General features: G+C 59.0%; 19 protein-coding genes. 9 read left to right on the plus strand and 10 right to left on the minus strand.

Going from position 1 to position 20024, the window contains the following annotated elements; all coding sequences use genetic code 11:
• From C6366_RS13265 to C6366_RS13280, 4 genes are all read right to left on the minus strand, one after another.
• On the minus strand, window positions 1–294 hold a 294-nt coding region (locus C6366_RS13265), incomplete at its 3' end, for a sodium:calcium antiporter (RefSeq protein WP_368731489.1).
• A gap of 11 nt (window positions 295–305) precedes the next feature.
• Window positions 306–1367 (minus strand): tRNA(5-methylaminomethyl-2-thiouridylate) methyltransferase, encoded by a 1062-nt coding sequence (locus tag C6366_RS13270; protein WP_107738667.1) that lies wholly within the window; start codon window positions 1365–1367, stop codon window positions 306–308.
• Between the two features lie 217 nt (window positions 1368–1584).
• Window positions 1585–2112 carry a YeeE/YedE thiosulfate transporter family protein gene (locus C6366_RS13275; protein ID WP_107738669.1) on the minus strand — a complete coding sequence of 176 codons (528 nt, stop codon included), beginning with the start codon at window positions 2110–2112 and terminating at the stop codon, window positions 1585–1587.
• Window positions 2109–2627 carry a YeeE/YedE thiosulfate transporter family protein gene (locus C6366_RS13280; RefSeq protein ID WP_158269781.1) on the minus strand — a complete coding sequence of 173 codons (519 nt, stop codon included), beginning with the start codon at window positions 2625–2627 and terminating at the stop codon, window positions 2109–2111. The genes C6366_RS13275 and C6366_RS13280 overlap by 4 nt, the downstream gene beginning before the upstream one ends.
• Before the next feature lie 299 nt (window positions 2628–2926).
• On the opposite strand from C6366_RS13280, the gene C6366_RS13285 reads away from it, so the two are divergent.
• From C6366_RS13285 to C6366_RS13320, 8 genes are all read left to right on the plus strand, one after another.
• The gene (locus tag C6366_RS13285) at window positions 2927–3700 is read left to right on the plus strand and encodes a FadR/GntR family transcriptional regulator (RefSeq protein ID WP_107738671.1); all 774 of its coding nucleotides are present in this window, start codon (window positions 2927–2929) and stop codon (window positions 3698–3700) included.
• 26 nt (window positions 3701–3726) lie between these two features.
• A complete protein-coding gene (gene betA, locus C6366_RS13290; protein WP_107738673.1) occupies window positions 3727–5382 on the plus strand; it encodes a choline dehydrogenase in 1656 nt (551 codons plus the stop codon).
• Window positions 5383–5420: 38 nt separating this feature from the next.
• Window positions 5421–6365, plus strand: a complete 945-nt coding sequence (locus C6366_RS13295; protein ID WP_107738675.1) for an ABC transporter substrate-binding protein — start codon at window positions 5421–5423, stop codon at window positions 6363–6365.
• Between the two features lie 287 nt (window positions 6366–6652).
• The gene (locus C6366_RS13300; protein WP_107738677.1) at window positions 6653–7114 is read left to right on the plus strand and encodes a 4Fe-4S dicluster domain-containing protein; all 462 of its coding nucleotides are present in this window, start codon (window positions 6653–6655) and stop codon (window positions 7112–7114) included.
• Window positions 7111–8994: an aldehyde ferredoxin oxidoreductase family protein gene (locus tag C6366_RS13305; protein WP_107738679.1), complete on the plus strand. Its 1884-nt coding sequence runs from the start codon at window positions 7111–7113 to the stop codon at window positions 8992–8994. The genes C6366_RS13300 and C6366_RS13305 overlap by 4 nt, the downstream gene beginning before the upstream one ends.
• A 14-nt stretch (window positions 8995–9008) precedes the next feature.
• Window positions 9009–11324, plus strand: a complete 2316-nt coding sequence (locus C6366_RS13310; RefSeq protein WP_107738681.1) for a CehA/McbA family metallohydrolase — start codon at window positions 9009–9011, stop codon at window positions 11322–11324.
• A gap of 119 nt (window positions 11325–11443) precedes the next feature.
• On the plus strand, window positions 11444–11746 hold the full coding sequence (locus C6366_RS13315; RefSeq protein ID WP_107738683.1) for a hypothetical protein: 303 nt from the start codon (window positions 11444–11446) through the stop codon (window positions 11744–11746).
• Entirely contained in the window at window positions 11743–12663 is a 921-nt protein-coding gene (locus C6366_RS13320; protein ID WP_107738685.1) for a glycosyltransferase family 9 protein, read from the plus strand. Before C6366_RS13315 ends, C6366_RS13320 begins: the two co-directional genes overlap by 4 nt.
• Before the next feature lie 511 nt (window positions 12664–13174).
• Here C6366_RS13320 and C6366_RS13325 read toward each other — a convergent pair.
• From C6366_RS13325 to C6366_RS13345, 5 genes are all read right to left on the minus strand, one after another.
• Complete coding sequence (locus tag C6366_RS13325) at window positions 13175–13873, minus strand: L-threonylcarbamoyladenylate synthase (protein ID WP_107738687.1); 699 nt, start codon at window positions 13871–13873, stop codon at window positions 13175–13177.
• A 175-nt stretch (window positions 13874–14048) separates the two neighbouring features.
• Window positions 14049–14639, minus strand: a complete 591-nt coding sequence (locus C6366_RS13330) for an RNA methyltransferase (RefSeq protein ID WP_107738782.1) — start codon at window positions 14637–14639, stop codon at window positions 14049–14051.
• 48 nt (window positions 14640–14687) lie between these two features.
• Complete coding sequence (locus tag C6366_RS13335; protein WP_107738784.1) at window positions 14688–15071, minus strand: holo-[acyl-carrier-protein] synthase; 384 nt, start codon at window positions 15069–15071, stop codon at window positions 14688–14690.
• Between the two features lie 47 nt (window positions 15072–15118).
• Complete coding sequence (locus C6366_RS13340; RefSeq protein WP_107738689.1) at window positions 15119–15844, minus strand: pyridoxine 5'-phosphate synthase; 726 nt, start codon at window positions 15842–15844, stop codon at window positions 15119–15121.
• A gap of 192 nt (window positions 15845–16036) precedes the next feature.
• A complete protein-coding gene (locus C6366_RS13345) occupies window positions 16037–18655 on the minus strand; it encodes a tetratricopeptide repeat protein (RefSeq protein ID WP_107738691.1) in 2619 nt (872 codons plus the stop codon).
• Between the two features lie 177 nt (window positions 18656–18832).
• Here C6366_RS13345 and C6366_RS13350 point away from each other — a divergent pair, with 177 nt between their 5' ends.
• The gene (locus C6366_RS13350) at window positions 18833–19213 is read left to right on the plus strand and encodes a molybdenum cofactor biosynthesis protein MoaE (RefSeq protein ID WP_107738693.1); all 381 of its coding nucleotides are present in this window, start codon (window positions 18833–18835) and stop codon (window positions 19211–19213) included.
• On the opposite strand, the gene C6366_RS13355 is transcribed toward C6366_RS13350, so the two are convergent.
• The gene (locus tag C6366_RS13355) at window positions 19170–20021 is read right to left on the minus strand and encodes a glycosyltransferase family A protein (RefSeq protein WP_107738695.1); all 852 of its coding nucleotides are present in this window, start codon (window positions 20019–20021) and stop codon (window positions 19170–19172) included. The genes C6366_RS13350 and C6366_RS13355 overlap by 44 nt on opposite strands.
• Window positions 20022–20024: the final 3 nt, after the last annotated feature.

A 20024-nucleotide genomic window follows, 5' to 3' on the forward strand; every position in this document is an offset into this window, starting at 1 on the left:
GGTGGGGATGGGGCGGATCATGGCCACCAGGCCGAGGATCATGCCCAGGTTGAAGATGTTGGAGCCCAGGACGTTGGAGAGGGCAATGGCGGGCAAGCCCTGGTACGCCGCGGTCATGGTGACCAGGAATTCCGGCGCCGAGGTTCCGGCGGCGACGATGGTCAGGCCGATGACCAGCTCGGAGATGCCCCAGCGCCGGGCAATGGTCGCGGCGTTGTCCACGATCAGCCCCGCCCCTTTCCAGAGCAGCGCGGCGCTGACCACGATCAGGCCAAGGTTGAAGAGGGTGTCCATAGGTGGTGGTTTCAGGACGGGGAGTTGGCGTTGATCCAGTCTTGTTTTTCTTGCTTTGTCCGGTCCCAGGTGAACTCCGTCCAACCGGTTTCGGACGGGGATTCGGCGGGGCATTCCAGGGTACGGGACTGGTCGGAACTGGTGACGCGAATCAGGGGAGCTTGTCCAGGGGGGCGTTTTTTCGCGGTGAAGCCGGCCACGAAGGTCGCGGCCAGGCGGATATCCTCCTCGGTCCAGATTATGCCCGGCTTACGACGGCCCAGGGCCAGGGGGCCTTGGACGTCCGCGGTCTTGAACAGCAGATCCTCGGCCTGGGCCATGCGCGCCAGGGCATCGTTATTCGCCTTGTTGCGGCCGACCATCATCCAAAGCCCGTCGTTCCAGTACTGCCGGGACATGTTGGCCAGGGCGAAGTCACGAGGGGACGGATCGGGAATGCGGGTCAGGACCGGCCAGAATCGTTTGGCGGATTCCTGTTCCGCCAGCAGGCAGCCGCCTGCCGGGGTGGGGATTTCGGTCAGACCATAGGTTTCGGCCAGGCGAAGCTGGTCCTTGCGGCCGCGGCCGGAAATGGAGTGCAGTCGGGAGCGGTCCACCAATCCTTCCTCTTCCATGGGCGTGGGGGGAAGGTGGCCGGCGCAGAGCGGGCGCAGCAACAGATCGCGAACTTCGGCCTGCTTGCTGATCAGGTTCAAGGTATCCCGGCGTTGGGACATGGGCCGCTGGCCGAGGACTTCCCCGCTGATCAGGAACCGGGCGCCGTACTGGTCCAGCAGGGATTTGGCGTGGGCGAGCATGGTTATCTTGCAATCCACGCAGGGGTTGAGCACCTTGCCGTATCCGAAGCGCGGGCCTTGCCGCAAAATGTCGATGAACTCCTGATGCACGTCCACGGGCCGGATTTCCAGATTATAGATGCGTTGCCAGTGTCCGATTTTGTCCGGGTGGCCGAAAAACGGGGAACAGAAATGCAGGCCGAGGACTCGCAGTCCCTGGTCGAGCACGGTCTTCATGGCCAGGATGCTGTCCAGCCCTCCGGAGAAGAGGGCCAAGGCGTGGTAGGTTTGGGTCATGGGGGGGGAGGAAAAGGTTGTCGGGAAGCAGGAAAACGCAGAGATTACGCCTTTTCCTTTCAGGATGCAAAAGTGAGGGCGGGTTACAAACCCGCCCTCACGGCTTTGATGTTTGCTCTTGCTCGACAACCGGTATCGGCATCGAAAACGCTAAGAAGCAGCGCAAAATGGCTTCAGTTTCGATACCGATACCGATACCGACTCCGACCCCGGCAACCTAGAGCCCTTTACGTTCAAACCAGCGAAATAGCAGGACCGCGCCGACAATGAACACCGGAATGACCAGCCAATGGCTGACGCCGAGCATTTCCGGCAGGGTCAGACGTCCGTAGTCGCCCCAGGTGTACACCGTGGATCGCAGCCAAGGATAGGCTTCGGCAAAGAGCCCTCCGCCAACGATCATCCCCAGGATGCCCCACAGCGCGTCCCAGCGGCCCTCGCCCAGCGCCCCCATGGAGGTGCCCGGGCAGTAGCCCAGCAGGCCCCAGCCTAGGCCGAAAAGCAGGCCGCCGATGATGATCGGCCCGAGCATCAGGGGTTTCACGGAGAGTTTGGCCACTCCCAGATCCTGGAGCAGATACACGCCGACCATGCCCACGATCACACTGGAAAGCATGAACTTGATGATGGTCATGTCCATCAACCGGAGTGCGCCGAGTTGCTTGTCGTAGCGCAGCACCCGTCCTTTCTGAAGCAGGAAGCCGAAGAGGAAGCCGGTGATCAGTCCGTAGATCAGGATGCTCATGACTTACCCCCTCCGTAGACGATGCGGGCCATGATCAACCCGCCGATAAAAAAGCAGACCAGAGCCACAAAACCACTGACAGCCAGTTGAAGCGAACCGCTCAACCCATGACCGCTGGGTCAGCCGTCTGCCAGTCGGGCCCCGAACATGGCCACCACGCCGCCGGAAAAGGCGACTACGGCCCGCTTTACCGGGGTGTGGCCGAAGCGTTCCCGCCACATGTCCGGGACGGATTGCCAGCGGAACGAGCCGGAGGTCCAGGCCGAGACCAGGGAGCCGAGGACGATTCCGATCACGAACATCCACTGCCAGTCGATGCGGGGAACCACCCGAGTGAAGTACTCCAGTTGAGCGACCCGCTCCGGGCTGAACCACTGTTCGATCATCCCCGCCGTGCGCACGAAGGACGTGGACGCACCGAAAAACTGCCCGGCCAACCAGACCGACATCACCCCGACCAGGCCGCTGAGTCCTCCGGCCAGATACGGGCTCCATCCTCCGTCACGTTTGATCATGATGCTGCCTCCTTGATGTTCGCCAATCTCGCGGTTTGGCGTTTCGCAAAAGCCGAATGCTTTTGTCCGAATGCATTTGCGATGGTTCTATCACATTCCGGAATCAGGTCCAGTCCGGTCACGGTTCCACCTCTTGTGAGCAGGTGAACAAGCGAAGTCTTCCGGCATATTTGGGGTTGACATTCATGCCGCGGCATGTAGATTGGTATGGCCATTAGGCGGTGCCTCTTTGTTGCTGCTTTTGATATTGTTCAATTTTTTTATAATATGGGGGGCATATTTTTATGGAGGGCAGTAAAATGGACCGTCCATTCAGTGTCGGCAAAGTCGAGGGGCTGGAGGATTACTGTTTCGCCCCCACCAGGGCTGGGCGCGCCGGGGAGGACATAGCTTTGCAGATTCAAGCCGCGGTGCTTGGCGGCAAGGTCAAGCCCGGCGAACGCCTGCCCAGCGAAAGAGAACTGCAAGTCCTGTTCAAGACCGGTCGCGGGGTGATTCGCGAAGCCCTGCAGGTGCTCAAGCACAAGGGGTTGATCGAGATTCACAAGGGGGCCAAGGGCGGGGCCTACGTCAAGAACATCGAAGTTGTCAGCATCAGCGAGTCCTTTGCCTTGTTCCTGAAGCAGAACCAAACCGATCCCATGCACCTGATCGAATTTCGGGAAAGCATGGACTACGTGATCACGGACTTGGCCATTGCCCGCGGCAGCGTGGACCGGAAGCGACTCCTTCAGGACAAAGCCGAGGCCCTGGCCGCCGTCGCGGACGAGGCGAACATGGAACTTCTGGCCGAACTGGACCGGGAACTGAATCTGTTGTTCGCCAAAATGGCCGACAATCCGATTTTTGAATGGATCATGCAGGCCGTTCAGATCGGTTTCAGCTCCATGGACAACGCCCTGTACGAGGACGCGGAATACCGGCGGTGCATCGTGGACAATTGGCGGCACACCGCCCTGGAGATCGCCCGCCACGACCCCATCAAGGCCAAGTCTTTCATCAGCTACCATTACATGATTTTACGCAGGAAGGTGGAAGCGTTTCAAGAAATGCGTCGAACCACCGAAATGTGAATCCAAACCCCAAGGAGCAACACCACATGTCCAAGAAAACATATGACCTGATTATCATCGGCGCGGGGACCGCCGGGAGCATTCTGGCCAACCGGTTGAGCGCGGATCCGGACCGTCGCGTGCTGGTTTTGGAGGCTGGCCGCTGGGACCACAAGATGGATTTTCGGATCCATATGCCCTCGGCCCTGGCCTTCAACCTGACAAACAAGTTCTATAACTGGGCCTACGAGTCCGAGCCGGAACAGCACATGCACAATCGCCGGATCGCCCAGCCCCGGGGCAAGGTCCTGGGCGGTTCCAGCTCCATTAACGGGATGATCCACATTCGCGGCAACGCCATGGACTACGAGAAATGGGGCGCGATCAAGGGCCTGGAGAACTGGGACTACGCTCACTGCCTGCCGTATTTTCAAAAAATGGAATACCGGCTGAAAGGCGCGGACGCCTATCAGGGCAGGACCGGTGGGCAGTACCTGACCACCCCGAAATGTGAGAACCCGTTGTTCGACGCTTTTTTCGCCGCGGTTCAGCAGGCCGGATACCCGATTACCTCGGACGTGAACGGCTTTCAGCAGGAAGGATTCGGCAAGTTCGAAAGCACCACGTATCGCGGCAATCGCTGGAGCACGGCCCGCGGATATCTGCATCCGGCCCTGCACCGTTCCAACCTGGAGTTGATCTGCAAGGCCCTGACCACCAGAGTGCTCTTCGAGGGCCGCACCGCCGTGGGCGTGGAGTACCGCAAGGGCGACAAACTGCATAAGGCCTACGCCGGGGAAGTCATCTGTTGCGGCGGGGCGATCAACTCCCCGCAACTGCTCCAGCTCTCCGGTGTGGGGAATGCCGAGCATCTCTTGGCCAAAGGCGTTTCCGTGGTCGCGGATCTGGCGGGTGTTGGCGAGAACCTGCAGGACCACCTGGAGGTGTACGTGCAGTGCGCGTCCAAGCAGCCGGTCAGCCTTTACCCGGCCCTCAAGCCCTGGAACATGCCCAAGATTGGTTTGGAATGGCTGTTCCGGAGAACCGGGATCGGGGCCAGCAACCACTTCGAGGCCGGCGGCTTCGTGCGGAGCAATGACGAGGTCATGTACCCGAACCTGCAGTTCCATTTCCTGCCCATCGCCATCCGGTACGACGGGAGCGCGCCCAGCGAAGGCCACGGGTACCAGCTCCACGTCGGCCCGATGTACAGCGACGCCAAGGGCTCGGTCCGGCTGCTGTCCAATGACCCGACCACCCCGCCGCGGATTCGGTTCAACTACCTGTCCACGGAAAAGGATCGCAAGGAATGGATCGAGGCCATTGGGTGCGCGCGCAAGATTTTCAACCAACCGGCTTTCGAGGCGTTCAAAAACAAGGAACTCTCCCCCGGCGAACACATTTCCACGGACGAAGAGGTCCTGGACTTCGTGGCCCGGGAAGGGGAGAGCGCGTATCATCCCAGCTGCACCTGCAAGATGGGCTACGACGACATGGCCGTTGTGGACAAGGATTTGAAGGTACACGGTCTGAAGAACCTGCGTGTGGTGGACGCCTCGGTGATGCCGGAAATCACCAACGGGAACATCTGCGCCCCGGTGCTGATGATCGCGGAAAAGGCCGCGGACGCGATTCTGGACAACACGCCTTTGCCGCCGTCCAGCGTGGACTTTTATCGGCACGCGTCCGCAGTCAAGAAATAATTTGAATTTTCCAACCATCCAACCAAAGGAGAGGATCGATGGACAAGAAATTACGTAAGTTGGCGATGGCCTTCGCCATGGTCATTATGATCGGCTTTGCCGGAAACGCCCTGGCTTCCAAGGAAGTTAGGTTCGTGTACGTGCCCTGGACGTGCGTTACGGTGAAAACCGAGGTGGCCCAGTTTTTCCTGAATGAACTCGGCTATGACGTCTCCAGCATGCTGCTATCCGTGCCAATCGCCTACCAGGCCTTGGCCTCGGACCAGGCGGACATTTTTTTGGGCAATTGGATGCCCACCATGCAGAGCATTGCCGAGCCCCATTTCAAGAGCGGCAAGGTTGAGTCGTTCTCCGTGATCATGGAGAACGCCAAGTACACCCTGGCCGTGCCCACCTATGCCTACGAGGGCGGCTTGCGCGACTTTTCGGACATCGCCAAATACGGGGAAAAGCTGGAGTACAAGATCTACGGCATCGAGGAAGGCAACGACGGCAACGAGGTCATCGAACTGATGATCAATGAAAACATGTTCAACCTGGGGAATTTCGAACTGATCCCTTCCAGCGAGACGGCCATGCTGACCCAGGTCCAGAATTTTGCCCGCAACCAGCAGTGGATCGTTTTCCTGGGCTGGTCCCCGCACTGGATGAACAAGATCATCGACATGTCCTATCTCACGGGCAGCGATGAAACCACCTTCGGCGGGAACGACGGCACGGCCACGGTGTACATCAACATCCGCACCGGCTTTGACCAGGAGCAGCCCAATGTGGCCGCGTTCCTGAACAACTTTCTTGTGCCCATCGCGATGGTCAACGAGGCCATGAACATGCTTCACGAAGACTCCGCCATGGAGCCCCTGGAAGCCGGTCTGGCCTGGCTGCGCGCCAACCCGGAGATCTATCGCGGCTGGATGGACGGCGTGACCACGGCCGACGGACAGCCCGCCCTGCCGGTGATCGAAGCGGCGATGGCGAAGTAGTTTTCATCCGGAAACGGCCCTTTTTCCTTTTGGCTGCGTCACTCTTCACAATTATTCGTCAACGTATTGATATACGCTTCCTCATAATTGCTTGATTTCCTTGCCAAAAGAAGCAATTGCTCGTTTCCGGATTGAAAACTGGCTGTTTCTGCATTTGGAAAAAAAATCCGGATGGAAACGAAGTAGAATGAGAAGATATAACGGTTCACGGTTCATGGCTGGAGGGTATTCCAGCCATCAATCCCTTGCTTTCATGAATCGTTGAACCACTGAACCCAGGATCTCCCATGCAACAGACTCGCCCCCCCGTATTCATCCGAACCCATTTTGACGCCTGTACCGGCTGCCAACTCTGTCAGGCCGCCTGTTCCCTGCATGTGTTCGGTGGGTACAATCCGCGGAGATCCATGCTTACCATCCGGCGGATGTGGGAGAATATGGCTCATATTCCGGTTGTCTGCGCGCAGTGCGCGGATCCGATGTGCCTGCGGGCCTGTCCGGTAAAGGCTATATCCCGTGATGAGGTAACCGGAGTCGTGGCCATTGACCGGGAGAAGTGCATTTCCTGTGGGCTGTGCGGTCGGTATTGCCCCTTGGGCATGATCCATCTGGACGCGGAAAGCGGCAAAGCCTTCAAGTGCGACTTGTGCGACGGCAGCCCTGGTTGTGTCCGGGCTTGCCCCACGGGGGCTCTGGAAATGCTCGAATCGGCGAGAATCCCGACAAGCGCCGGGGAGGGCCAATCATGAGCAGTGCGGCCTGGGGCGTGATGCTCCACGCGGATCTGACCACGGGTACGTTTCAGGATGTGCCTCTTCCGGACTGGTTCCAGGAGGGATACCTGGGCGGCAAGGGGTACGCGGCCAAGCTGCTTCTGGACCTGATTCCGGAGCGGGCCGATCCTTTGGGGCCGGGCAATGTCCTGCTTTTCCTGCCCGGCCCGCTCACCGGAACCCCGGCCCCGGCCATGCGGGCCTGCGTGGCGACCAAGTCCCCGCTGACCAACCTTTTCCTGGACTCCTATTTCGGCGGAATGTTCGGCCCGGAAATCAAGTACGTCGGATACGACGGGCTGGTCATCACGGGCCAAGCGCCGGAACCCGTAATTCTGGTCGTGGACCGGGACGGCCCTCGATTGCGTCCCGCAGGAGAGCTTTGGGGGCTGGACACCCTGGAAACCACCCAACGGGTCAAGGATATCCTGGACGACGATGGCTTCAAGATCGCGGCCATCGGACCGGCTGGAGAAGAACACGTTCCGTATGCCCTGATCTGTTGCGAGTTCAATCGTCAGGCCGGACGGGGCGGGGCGGGCGCGGTGATGGGGGCCAAGAATCTGAAAGCCGTGGCCCTCAAGGGCGATCGGCTGGTCCGGGTTCATGATCAGGCCGCGTTCGAGCAGGCTTTGGACCGTGCGAACCAGGAGATCCAAGACAGCGCCGAATGCCGGGCCCTGATGGGTTCCGGCACCGCGGCCTCTGTGGAGTTCGCCAATGAGGCCGGGCTGATCCCGGCGAACAACTTCAGTGACGGAACCTCGCTCCTGGCCAGGAAACTGGGTGAAGGCGGCCAGTCCCGGGCCTTGTGGTTGAGCCGGGCGGCCTGTTTGGGGTGCCCCATTGCCTGCACCCAGATGGGTGCGGTTCGGACCGGAGCCCATGCCCAGATGGTCACGGACATCGTGGAGTACGAGTCCGCGGCCATGCTTGGGACCAATCTGGGCATCGGCGACCCCCGGGCCGTGGCCCACCTGACCAAGCTCTGCGACCTGCTGGGCCTGGATTCCATCTCCACGGGCGCTTGCGTGAGTTTTGCCATGGAGGCCAAGGCCAAGGGGTTGCTGGCAAAATCCTCTTTCGAGGATATGGCCGACCTGGAGTTCGGCAGTGTCGCGGCGGCGGAACGGTTGATCAGGATGATCGCCGGTCGGCAGGGTGAACTGGGGCGTCTTCTAGCTCAGGGCGTCAAGGTCGCGGCCAAGGTCCTGGGGCCGGAGGCGGAAAGCCTGGCCCAGCACGTCAAGGGCCTGGAAATGCCCGCCTGGGGACCGCGCGGCGCACCGGGCATGGGCCTGGCCTACATGACCGCGGACCGGGGAGCCTGCCATCAGCGCGGTTTTCCCGTGGGCTACGAGGCCACGGGCATGGAGTGGCGGGGCAAGCCCGTCCGGGCGTTGGACCTGGAGGGCAAGGCCGAACTGGTGGCGGCCTTGCAGGACTATCTGGCCGGCACGGACTGTCTGGTGAAATGCGACTTTGGGGCCATGGGCGTTACGCCCCAAACCTACGCCGACCTGCTGAACGCGGCCACGGGCCGCGAGGTGGAGCCAGGCTTTTTCGACGAACTGGGCCGCCGGATCTGGAACTCCACCCGTCTCTTCAATCTCCGCGAGGGCCTGGACGTATCCCAAGAGCGCCTGCCCCGGCGCTTCGTGGAGGAGCCCCTGCCCAGCGGCCCGTACAAGGGCCACCGGATCACGGAGGAGGACATGCGCACGCTGCTGGAGGATTACTACCGGGTCAGAGGCTGGGACGCGCAGGGTCGTCCAACTGAGGAATGTTTGGAGCGGGCCGGTGTCGTGACGGATCGTCGATTCGTGATGACGGCGTCCGCGGTAAAGAAACCGTAACAAGAGAGGTCTAAGTGAAATATGCAAAAATCGTTTTCTGGTCGTTTTTGCTGAGTGTTGTTTGTTCCCTGAATCTGCAGGCCGCCGAGCCAGGGGTTCAGGTGCGCAAGGGGCCGACGGACATCGTCAACGGCATTGCCCTGGCTGATGAAGACATCACCGTCTCCAACGAATTCTACAAAATCGCCTTTGCCGTTGGAACAACCCCGCCATGGGGCGTTCCGCATGGCTCCATCGTGGACTCCGCTCTATTCGTGGACGGGGAGTGGACCGACAATCGAACCGCGTTGATCGATTTCCTGCCCCATGGCTGGTCCGCCTGGCCCAGTGAATCCCAGCGGACGCATATCGTGGAGCAGAGTCCAGACCGGGTCGTCATCCAGATCACCAGGGACTACGACGCGAACATTGAACTGATCACGACGTATACGGTTACATCCGGAAGCAATATCCTGGATGTTTCCACGCGGATGACGAATCGCGGTGAGAAAACCTACGAAGACCTGCTGGCCGGGTATTCGCTGTGCACCCTCAGCGGGTATATGTTCGGCCCCTGGGGCACCGTGGAAAGAGGCTACGATCAGGTGGCCGAAGACTGGTTTGGGGACTATGTTCTCGGGTATGACGAACACTTCGCCATGGCCGTGCATTACCCCGGGTTCACGGATTTTGCCTGGGGGACCGGATGGCGGGATCTCTACAGGAAACAGACGTTGGCTCCCGGGGATACCGTGGATCTGGCGGCCTGGATCCAATTCGACGATATCGGCAGTGCCGCTGGGGTGATGCGTCATAACCTTGCGCTGAACGAAAAGCCTTTTGGGACGGTTTCCGGAGTCGTACGATCCACTGAGGGGAATGCCGTCGCCGAACCCGTCGTAATATTCGAAAAGGCCACGCCGGAGGCCCGGGACATGCTCTTCGCCTGGACCGTCGGGGAAAACGGTACTTATGAAATCGCCCTGGAAGAGGGGGAATATGCCGTCCATGCCGTGGCCAAGGGGTATTCGCTGACCGCCAAGCAACGGATTACCGTCTCCCCCGGAGAAAATACCCTCCTCGATTTCAGTAACATCAGCAAGGGAGGCGAGGTTGTCCTTTCCGTCGTGGACAAGAAGACGCACCAACCCATCGACGCCCGGATCGAAGTGGTTGAGGGGCCGGAAATCCTCGTGGAGTACGTTGGAGCCAGGACCTTTTTCACGGAGTTGGAAGAGCCAGGCATGGCCAGCTTCCAGTTGGCTCAGGGCGAATACACCCTGTCTGTTTCCAAAGGTGCTGATTTTACGGCCAGAGAGGAGATGGTCAACCTGTCCGTTGTGTCCGAAGGGCGTCACGCACTGGATCAAGCCGTCGAGCAGTTGATCGACCTGCCCGGTTCAGGATGGTATGCGGCGGACCTGCACCACCATTCGGATATTCTGGACGGTGTGACGCCTCCGGATTATCTTGTTCGCTCTCAACTCGCCGGCGGATTGGACATCGTTTTTGTCAGCGATCACGACTCCATTGCCAACAATGAACAGATCGCTGAAATGGCCAAGTCCAGGTCAGTTCCCTTCATATCCGGGATCGAGGTTTCCCCGAACTGGGGGCATATCAATGTTCTGCCGATTCCCTTGGATGGGCGGGACGTGTCCATTGATCCCGGTGCCACGGTGGGAGAGATTTTTGCCAGGGCCAGAGAATTGGACGCCCTGGTGATGGTCGCTCACCCGTACATCACGTACGGGTATTTTCACAGCGCGGAACGCGACATGGTCCCCGGCGGCTGGGACGCGGATTTTGATTTGATTGAAATCAACGGCGCTATCTCCACCAAGGATAATCACAAGGCCCTGCAACGGACCTGGGAGTTTTGGAATAACCAGGAAAAATACTATCTTGCCGGTGGAAGCGATGTCCATGACGTGTGGCGTTACCGGTCCGGCAATGCCAGGACCATCGCTCGTGTCGACGGCGACTTCACTTTGGAGAAGTATTACCAAGCCCTGAAACAGGGCAACTCCTATGTTTCCTTCGGTCCGCTGGTTTATCCCGAGCATGCCTTTGGCCAGACCATTCATGTGCCCGCCAGTGGGTTCGATCTGTACTTCAAGACGGTCTCCGTTCATGGAGTTGACACGATCACGGTCGTTACCGAAGGGTCCAGATTCAACGACGACGGTGAAATCGAGGGATTTGCCTTCCAGAAAAACTATGACGGCGTTGGCGAGCAAAATGTCTCCGTTGCGCTGACACCGAAGAAAAATACGTGGTACGCTCTGGTCATCGAAGATGGCCAAGGAAACTGGGCCATGAGCAACCCCATTTGGGTGAATGTCCTGTAGCTGGACAGCCTCTTGCCCTGCGTAATGAAAACGCGGTACTTCAGCCGGAAAAGGTGAGGTACCGCGTTTTTCGCGTTGGTGCGCGCGCACCCTGTCTTGCTTCGCCACACGGGAAATCCATGCTGAATCTCATCCTCCCCTCCAACCTGGACGCTCTGCGGGAAATACTCGACGAGGACCCGGAATTCTTGCTCGATGTCGCCGCCATGGTCAACTGCCTGGGCACGTGTCGCCTTTGTGAGCGGCGTTTCGTGCCCATTACCCCTTTGGTTGAATCTTTGGAACCTCTGTATGGCGACTTCAAAGGATTGCATGCCCTTTTGCGCCATAATCCGTACATTTCCCTGTCCGAGGCCATCTGCGGGTTTTGCCACGCGGACCCTGGACTTCTGAACATGTTCCAGAAAATGAAGAAGCTGTGAGTTCCATTCTGCTGGTTCATCGCGGTGCACTGGGGGATTTTCTGATGGCCTGGCCGTCCATGCTCGCCCTCCATGAGCATTTCGCGGACAAAAATGTGTATTGGGCCGGAACGAACGATCGCGTGCACTGGTTGCGGCCTTTGGGCGTGGAGCCGTTCTCTTTGGAGATGCGTCGGGGCATGGATGCATTGTTCCTTCGCGAGCAGTGGCCGATGGAGTTGGGGGATGCGAGGGTTTTCTGGTTCGTGCTGGATACGAACCCGCCGGTTCGGACCCACTCCCGGCTGCATGTGTTGCGCGCCTTTTCCGGTTCCGAGAGAGGTCCGGCCATGTCGCCCAGGGATGCGTATGCCCAGGGGCTGCGCGAACTCGGCATCGCTTGGAACTCCGATTGGCCGGCTGTTTGGCGAGGATTCTTCGGTTCGTGGAGGGGCGGAGAGGGGAGGGAAGGAGGCCGCGAGATTTTGCTTTTTCCCGGCGCTGGGCATCCGGCTAAGCAATGGCCGCTTGTACAATTTTTTGAACTGGCCCGCTGGCTTCAGGAGCAGGGCCACGAGGTTCGTTTCATACTTGGACCGGCGGAGCTGGACCGAAGGATGGGTGTTTCGGATTATCCTGTCAGCTGTCCGGATTCATTGGAGGTCTTGCGTGAGCTGCTCTTGAGCGCACGTCTGGTGGTGGGCAACGACAGCGGGCCGATGCATTTGGCGGGCATGCTCGGCGTGCCGGGCTTGGCCTTGTTCGGGCCGGCCTTGGAGGCGCAGTGGAGCCCCGTGGGATTGCGGACCATCGGTCTGGAGCTTGCCTGTCGCCCGTGTACGCGGACCGGGCGGATATCCTGCGCCGATCCCCGTTGCATTCAGGGGATTCCTCAGAACAGAGTTCGCCGGGAAGTGGCCGCCTTCCTGACTCGGTGAGCAGGTCGGGCCTTGAATGTCTATAATTGCTCAAAAAAAAGTGGCAAGCATGACCTGGATGCCCGCCTTCGCGGGCATGACGAGCTTGGGAGAGCCTGACATAAACAGACATTCCCGCGCAGGCTGGAATCCAAAGGTAACGGAGCTTTCAGGCGATGCCCGGCCTTTTTGAGCAGTTACGAACTTCCTCTTTCATCGACAACGGGCACAAAAAAACCGGTTTCGCTTCAGGGTGGGCTGCCCAGATGCGAAACCGGTTTTTGCAAAAGGAGGAAGGTATTTTAGTTATAGCAAGCAGGATGCCAAACACAGATCTTCGCTTCTTTTCGGTCAAGCGAGCAAGGCCGTCGAACCGGAAACCTTGTCGTACCCTTCTCTTTCCGGAACGACGTTACGTCGCCTCAACTCCATGGACCCAGGTCGCGGGCCGGGAACCATGACCAGTAACGTACAAAAAATTATACTCCAAAAAAGAACGGCTTGGTTTCCGGGAATTCCTGGTTCAAAAAATTCAACCGACCTTCCAACCGGCCTGTTGAAGCTGCTCAAAGCCGATTGCTCCCAAACGAAAAATTTTCAAGCGCCCGTCGGGCAGAATACGGACAACGGTGGAAGGCGCTCCTCCGGCCGGATAGGGCGGTTGCCGGAGGATCATGCTTTTGTTGTGATTCGCCGCTTCGTCGCTTGATGGCGACAGCGAGGAAGGTGCTTCAGAGATGAGGGTCTTCGTCAGTTCCGGGTCCAGGTGTTCCGGGCGGGAGGCCGCGGGTCGGCCGCTGGTGTTGGCACTGGTGGCCGTCAGCGGGGTGGAACTCTGGACGGCCAATGTTTGGGCCGTGGGGTGAGAGGACCAGCGCACCGCGATGAAGCCGTGCTGGTCCTGCAAAAGCGGCGAAAGTCCTGTCCGCGCCGGAACGAGGATGCTCAAGGGGCCGGGCCAGAAATCTTGGGCCAGTCGGTCCAGAAGATGGTCGCGATGATCCGTGACCATGGCCAACTGATCCGGTGCGCCGATGAGCACGGGCAAGGGCTTGCCCTGGGGGCGGCCCTTGGCCCGGAAGACTCGCAGGACGGCGTCCGGCGATCGAATATCCGCGCCCAGGGCGTAAAGGGTTTCCGTGGGATAGACGACCAACGCCCCCCGGGTGATGGCTTCCACGGCCAGGGCAAGTTCCTGCTGACGGAGCTTTGCGGAAATTATCGCCTTCATTTTCGGGATGCTTCACTTCGCCGGTTAAACTGGTTGACACGTTCACAGGTAGGGGAGGGCTTCAAGCCCTCCCCTACCTGTGAACTCCAGGCCGCATGCGAAATGAAATCGCCGCGATGGGGCACGTCGGCAACCAATTATGAGCCATTCTTCTTTCTCGCGTCCAGTTGCGATTTCATCGGGTCATCCAGGAGCGAACCAGCTCCTCCATTTCTTCCGGATCAAAACTGGGCCGATCGTAGCTTCCTCGTGCTCGACGCTGCCGCCAAGCCTCGTAGAGGATTACAGCCGCGGCCACGGAGACGTTCAGACTCTGGATCATGCCCTGCATGGGGATAAACAGATTGTCCGGGATCAGGGCGTCCAGGGCCGTATCCTGGCCGCGGTGCTCGTTGCCCAGGAGGATGGCCGTGGGGCCGGTGAAGTCCCATTCCGGGAGCGGTTTGGCGTCAACGGTCAGGTTGGTGCCGAGGATCTGGTAACCCTGGGCGCGAAGTCCGCTGATCATGGCCGCGGCGTCATGGTGGCGAACCCGGTCCACCCATTTTTTGGCCGAGGCCGAGGAGCGCTTGCCCACCAGGGGAAAGGACTCGCGGGTATAGTACAACTGCACGCCGTGGACACCGAAGGCGTCGCAACTGCGCAGGATGGCGGAGACGTTGTGCGGGTCGTGAATGTTGTTCAGGATCAGGGTTAGGTCTTTCTGGCGTTTGGCCAGGACTTCCCGGATTCTGAGGATACGCTGTTCGGTGATGGAGGTTTTCATGTTCATGGTAACGGTTGATTCCCCAGGGGGTGCGGGCCAGTTACGGCATTACGGAACTCGCTCCAGGATGACCACCGCGGCGGCGGTATCCCGTCCGTGGGTCAGGCTGAGGTGGATGTGACGCGCTCCGAGCTTGGCGGCGGCGCTTTGGGCCGCACCGGAGAATTTCAGCTCCGGTTGGCCGGAAGGGCGTGAGGACACTTCGATCTGCTGGAACGTGACGCCGTCCCGGAATCCGGTTCCCAGGGCCTTGACCGCGGCTTCCTTGGCCGCAAACCTGGAGGCCAGATAGGGGACCGGTGATCCGACATGGAGCCGGGCCTGCTCAGCTTCCGTGAGCACGCGCTGGGCGAAGGTCTCGCCGAAGCGTTCCCATATCCGCTGAATCCGGTCCAGTTCCACCACGTCCAGACCCAGGCCGACTATGGGCATGGGCTCTTCCATGGTTCGTTTTGTGAAGACGACATGTTTCCTGGGGGTCAGGCGGAAAAAGTCCGGATGATGTCTGCCATCTCGCGAACCGCCTGGCCCAGACCGACGTGAATGGCTCTGGCCATGATGCTGTGGCCGATGGAGTATTCCTCGATGCCGGGGGTTTGGGCAAAGGGCAGGATGTTCGTATAGTTCAGGCCGTGGCCGAGGTTGACCTTCAGCCCGATTTCCCGGGCCAGCCGGATGCCGTGAAGGATTTTGGTCTGCTCGGCCACGCGCTGTCCCCGGCTCGGCGCGTCCGCGTAGTGGCCGGTATGGATTTCAATATATTCCGCGCCGATGGCCTTGGCGGCCTGGATCTGTTCCGGGTCCGCGTCGATGAACAGGCTGGAGAGTATACCGGCGGCGTGGATGTCCGCCAGGTAGTCCCGGAGATCCTGCTCCCGACCAATGAGATTCAATCCGCCTTCGGTGGTCAGTTCTTCCCGTTTTTCCGGGACCAGGCAGACCATGTGCGGAATGGTGGCCAGGGCAATGGCGTGCATTTCGTTCGTAGCGGCCATTTCCAGGTGCAGGTTGGTCTGGACGGTCTGCTTGAGCAGGGCCAGATCCCGATCCTGGATGTGCCGACGATCCTCGCGCAGGTGAACGATGATCCCGTGGGCCCCGCCCAGTTCGGCCAGATGGGCGGCGGTGACCGGGTCGGGCTCCCGGCCCATCCGGGCTTGGCGCAGGGTGGCGACATGGTCGACGTTGACGACGAGAACGGGCATGGGGCTTGGTCTCCTTTCTGGTGAATTTTGGACATGGTGGCGAGAAAAAAACGTCGTGTCCAACGGTTGTCGATAGTGCAGGGAATATTGCACTTTAGTCCAAAAGAACATGGTTGGTAAAGTGGTGGATTGTCAGGCTCCTTTGGTTGAGTGCCTTCTCAAGGTGATTGAGTGAGGGAATTGGCCTGGTGGTTACTTTCTTCGCTTCCGTTTCGCTTTTTCAAAATATTTCTGTTTGGTTTTTGCATAGCGCACGGTGGTCCAGAGTGCGGCGAGTATCCCGCTGATGAAGACCATGAGCATGCTCACGGTGCGCTGAACCTGCCACCGTTGGGTGGTCATCCACTCCGTGGCCCAGATCGAGCCGGATGCTTGGATGACGTTCAACAAGACCGGTACCGCAATGATCGAGGCCAGCAATCCGAACATGGCCAGCCAAAGGAATGTTCTACTCAAAAACAGGAAGAAGAGCGCCCCTTCCCTGAGGATCATCAAGCTTTTCGTGCGTTTGCCCATCCTGTCCAGGATGTCGTTCGCCTCTTTCATTTCCAACGTGGCTTGCCGGAAGAAGCTGCCGTTGTGCAGGTCCGACTTGGTAATGCGCTGAAGAATGCGGCCTGCCTGGTTATAGTCGCGGTTGGTTTTTCTGATCAGCTTTGGAAAGGGAAAATAGGCGATTTCTTCAAAAATGGTTTGAGCCCGTTCGATATTTTTATGGGCTTCCTTCTTCAAAGACGCCACGGCTTCCTTGATTTCCCGGTCAGTCTCTCTCTGCAGTTTTTCCGTGACTTCAGCCACCTTGGTGAAGGAGACAAAATTTTCCACCTGGCTGCTTTCCTGGAGGATCTCGGCGCGTTCCTCGGTGTTTTTACGAAATTGGTTGTCCGGAACGAACCATGTCTCCAGTTTCGTGCGAAGTTGCTTGAGCGCGTCCTGCTCTTTTTCGGCCTTTTGCATCGCCGCCGTCCAGGGGCCGGACAGGGCTGAAAGCAAAAAGGAGCGTCCTCGCTCAAGCTCGTGGTCGCACAGGATACGGTTGAAAAAATGTGGTTCCTGGATGATCAGGTCGGCGAAAATCGTCCAGGCTTGATCCAGAAAGCCCTTTTTGGTGAGGCAAACCGCCTGACGGTAGCGGGGCTCCAGCCATTTGGATGAATAGCGAAGGGAGTCCGAGTATGATTGATGGGCTTGGTCGTAGCTCCCTTGGACTTCGAGCAATCGGGCCTTGAGAAACAGCACGTACCCTTGCTGCAACGGAGTGTAGCAAAGATTTTGGGCATTTTTCCAGTGTCCCTCGGCTTGGCGTGGATTACCCGTCTCCAAGGCGATGAATCCCAGCAGGACATGAGGTTGATAGCTTTTCGACGTTCGCAGGATGGCTTGCTGCATCATGCGCTCGGCTTGAGGATAGTTGCCCGAACGGGTGTTTTCCAGGGCCGACCAGACGTATTCGCCCTCGGGCGGGTTGAGTTGGCGCAGTCCGTCCGGCAACTCCTTGCCGCGGCTTCGCCAAACCATGCGCATCATCCGGTGCTGGGCCGGACAATTGATTTCAAAAACAGTTTTGAGGAAGGTATGTTCCGGGCCCTCGGCCAGCAACAGTTCCGACATGGTGGCGAGGTTCCCGTTGCCGACGGTTTTGTCCAGGGTTTTGACGGCCTGGGCCAGTTCCTTGATGTCCATGGCCCCGAATTTGTCCCAGACTCCCGGCTCCGGGTTGAAGATCTGCCGACTGGGGCACTTCGATGATTCGTGGGACTTCATGCCGCAATAAAAGCAGAGCGCGTTGTTTCCGACGGACAGGGAAGCGGATGCAGGAAAGTCCACTCTGCGACGTCCCGAGGATTCGCCGCTGGAAAGTCCGAGTTGGCATAGAGCGTCCAGAGGCTGATCGCCCGCTGTATCCAGAAAGGTGATCTCGAACTCGTCGCGCAGTAACAGTCCCGCGCTCAGGGGCAGATGAGGGGTGTCCGGGGCGAGACGGTCCCAGTCAATCAAGACCTTGGTCAGTAGATCGTCGTTGAAGCTCAGGCCTTGAGATTGGACCGCGCAGTACAGGCAAGGCCAGTAGGCGTCTGGTTCGTCGGCTTTGACATGCGCGATGGTCGCCAGGATTTCCCGAATCCAGGAAGAGAGCTGGTTCAGTCCTTCGATTTTGAAGACGAGCAGGTTGGCTTGGTAAATATTGCGGAGGCCTAGGCGATCAAGAATGCCTTTCAGACGCATGTGGAAATTTTTCCAACCCAGGACATAATTATCGTTTTGCCTGTCCTGCATGGGCTTGATGAAAAAAAACCACCCCAGATCCGCGTCCAAGGAAAACCCGGGGTCGACCTTGATTGCGTGCCAGTTGATGGGCGTCATCCCAAACAGAGGCGGACGCTGTTCGACTCCCAGGCCGGGAAAGTTGGAAACGTGACTGATGACCTCCGGATGGACCCAGACGTCGAAGGACTCCCCTGGGTTGATCTTTTGCTCCGTGAGTTGATTTGTGATGCTCAACGAGAGTTCGCTATTCGATTCTCCCAGGATCAGTTTGGCCGGCAATACCTGGCTCAGGACCGGTTCCGGATGGACCTGGGTCCAAAGTAGCATTCTCGCCAGGGCTGGAAAGACCTGGGCGTTTTGAAAATACCACAAGCTTTGGTTGGAGCCTACGCTGATCTTGATTCCACCGAAGCGCGTCAAGGTCTGATGGATGGTGCTGTTGGCGTTTTTACGCCAGAGTACCCAGACGCCGAATCCGGACAGCACCAATCGAGGGTTGGTCACTTTGGGAAGACTTTTCAAGATATCGGAAAGCGGATACATGGCTTCCTCGTGAGAACTGGCGGTTATTCAGAAGGCAAGGAGCGCGGTTCTCGGTTCACGGTTGGTCGAGTGTAGTCAAGGGGGAGTCCGGTTCAGGGACGGCAGCCTCTGATAAGAGACGTTTCAGATGTTGCCGCCAATCTTGGTGCATAACACAGAAACCATAAGGATGGGGCTATGGATATCAGCAAGGCCATCGCGGCATTGAAACAGGAATCCGGTTTCGCGGACAACGTGGGCATGGTGCTCGTGCATAACGGCACTGTTCGTAGCTGGTCCAGAAAGGACAAGCAACAGGTCACGGCCTTGGAGGTGACGCCGGATCAGAAAAAAATTCAAGAACTGGTCCGGGAATATTCCGCCAAGCCGGGCATTTTTCGAATCGTGGTGGAGGCTAGGTCCGGTCTGTTCCAGCCTGGCGACGACCTGCTGTTCATCATTGTGTCCGGGGATGTGCGCGAGCACGTCAAGCCTGTTCTTTCAGAGCTTTTAGAGCGAATCAAGGCCGAAGGAGTCAGCAAACGGGAGATTCCAGCCACGGGCCCAGCCATCGCTTGATCCGTTCGGCCTCCTCGGGCTTGTCATGCTTGAGACAGCCGCTGATGTAGACTCGGGCCTTTGCTCGGAGCTCCCGGAGCGCGGCGGAGCGTTGCGACGAAGACAGAACTTCGGTTCGCAGCAGTTTGGCCAGGGCCTGGATCCGGTAGAGGTCCAGGCCGATGATTTTTTTGGAGAGTTGGTCCGGGTGGCCCCCGGTCTTGTGGACCAGCTTTTCCGGGCAGAAGCCTACGGGATGGCGGACCAGGGTTCGCAGCCAGAGGTCGTAATCTTCGCAGGCCGGGAGGGTCGGGTCGAAAGGCCCAACCTCTTCCCAGAATCGGCGGTCGAACAGCACGCAGGACGGGCTGATCAGGCACAGCTTTAGGGCGTCTTCAAAAAACCAGCCCTCGGGCTTGGCATGTTTGACCATGGGGTTGACCCGACGTCCGTGGCGAATCCAGATTTCGTCGGTCTGGGAAATGCGCCAGCCTCCGGCCTCGTGGCAGGCGAGGTGGATCGCCAGTTTTTCCGCCAACCACCAATCGTCCGAATCCAGTAGCGCCAGATACTCGCCTTGGGCCGCGGCCAACCCCGTGTTGCGGGCCGCGGAAACGCCTTGGTTTCGTTCGTGGCGCAGAACCCGCATCCTCGGATCCCGGATTTCGCGTAATACCGATGGGGTCGCGTCCGTGCTCCCGTCGTCCACCACCAGCACTTCCATTGCCCTCCAGGAACCGTTGCGGTCTCGCTGAGCCAGCACGGAGCGGATCGCTCGGAGGACCTGCTCCGGGCGGTTGAAGACCGGAATGACAATGGAAACCAGCACGAC

Source organism: Desulfonatronum sp. SC1 (genome assembly GCF_003046795.1).
In the GTDB taxonomy this organism is placed as follows: domain Bacteria; phylum Desulfobacterota; class Desulfovibrionia; order Desulfovibrionales; family Desulfonatronaceae; genus Desulfonatronum.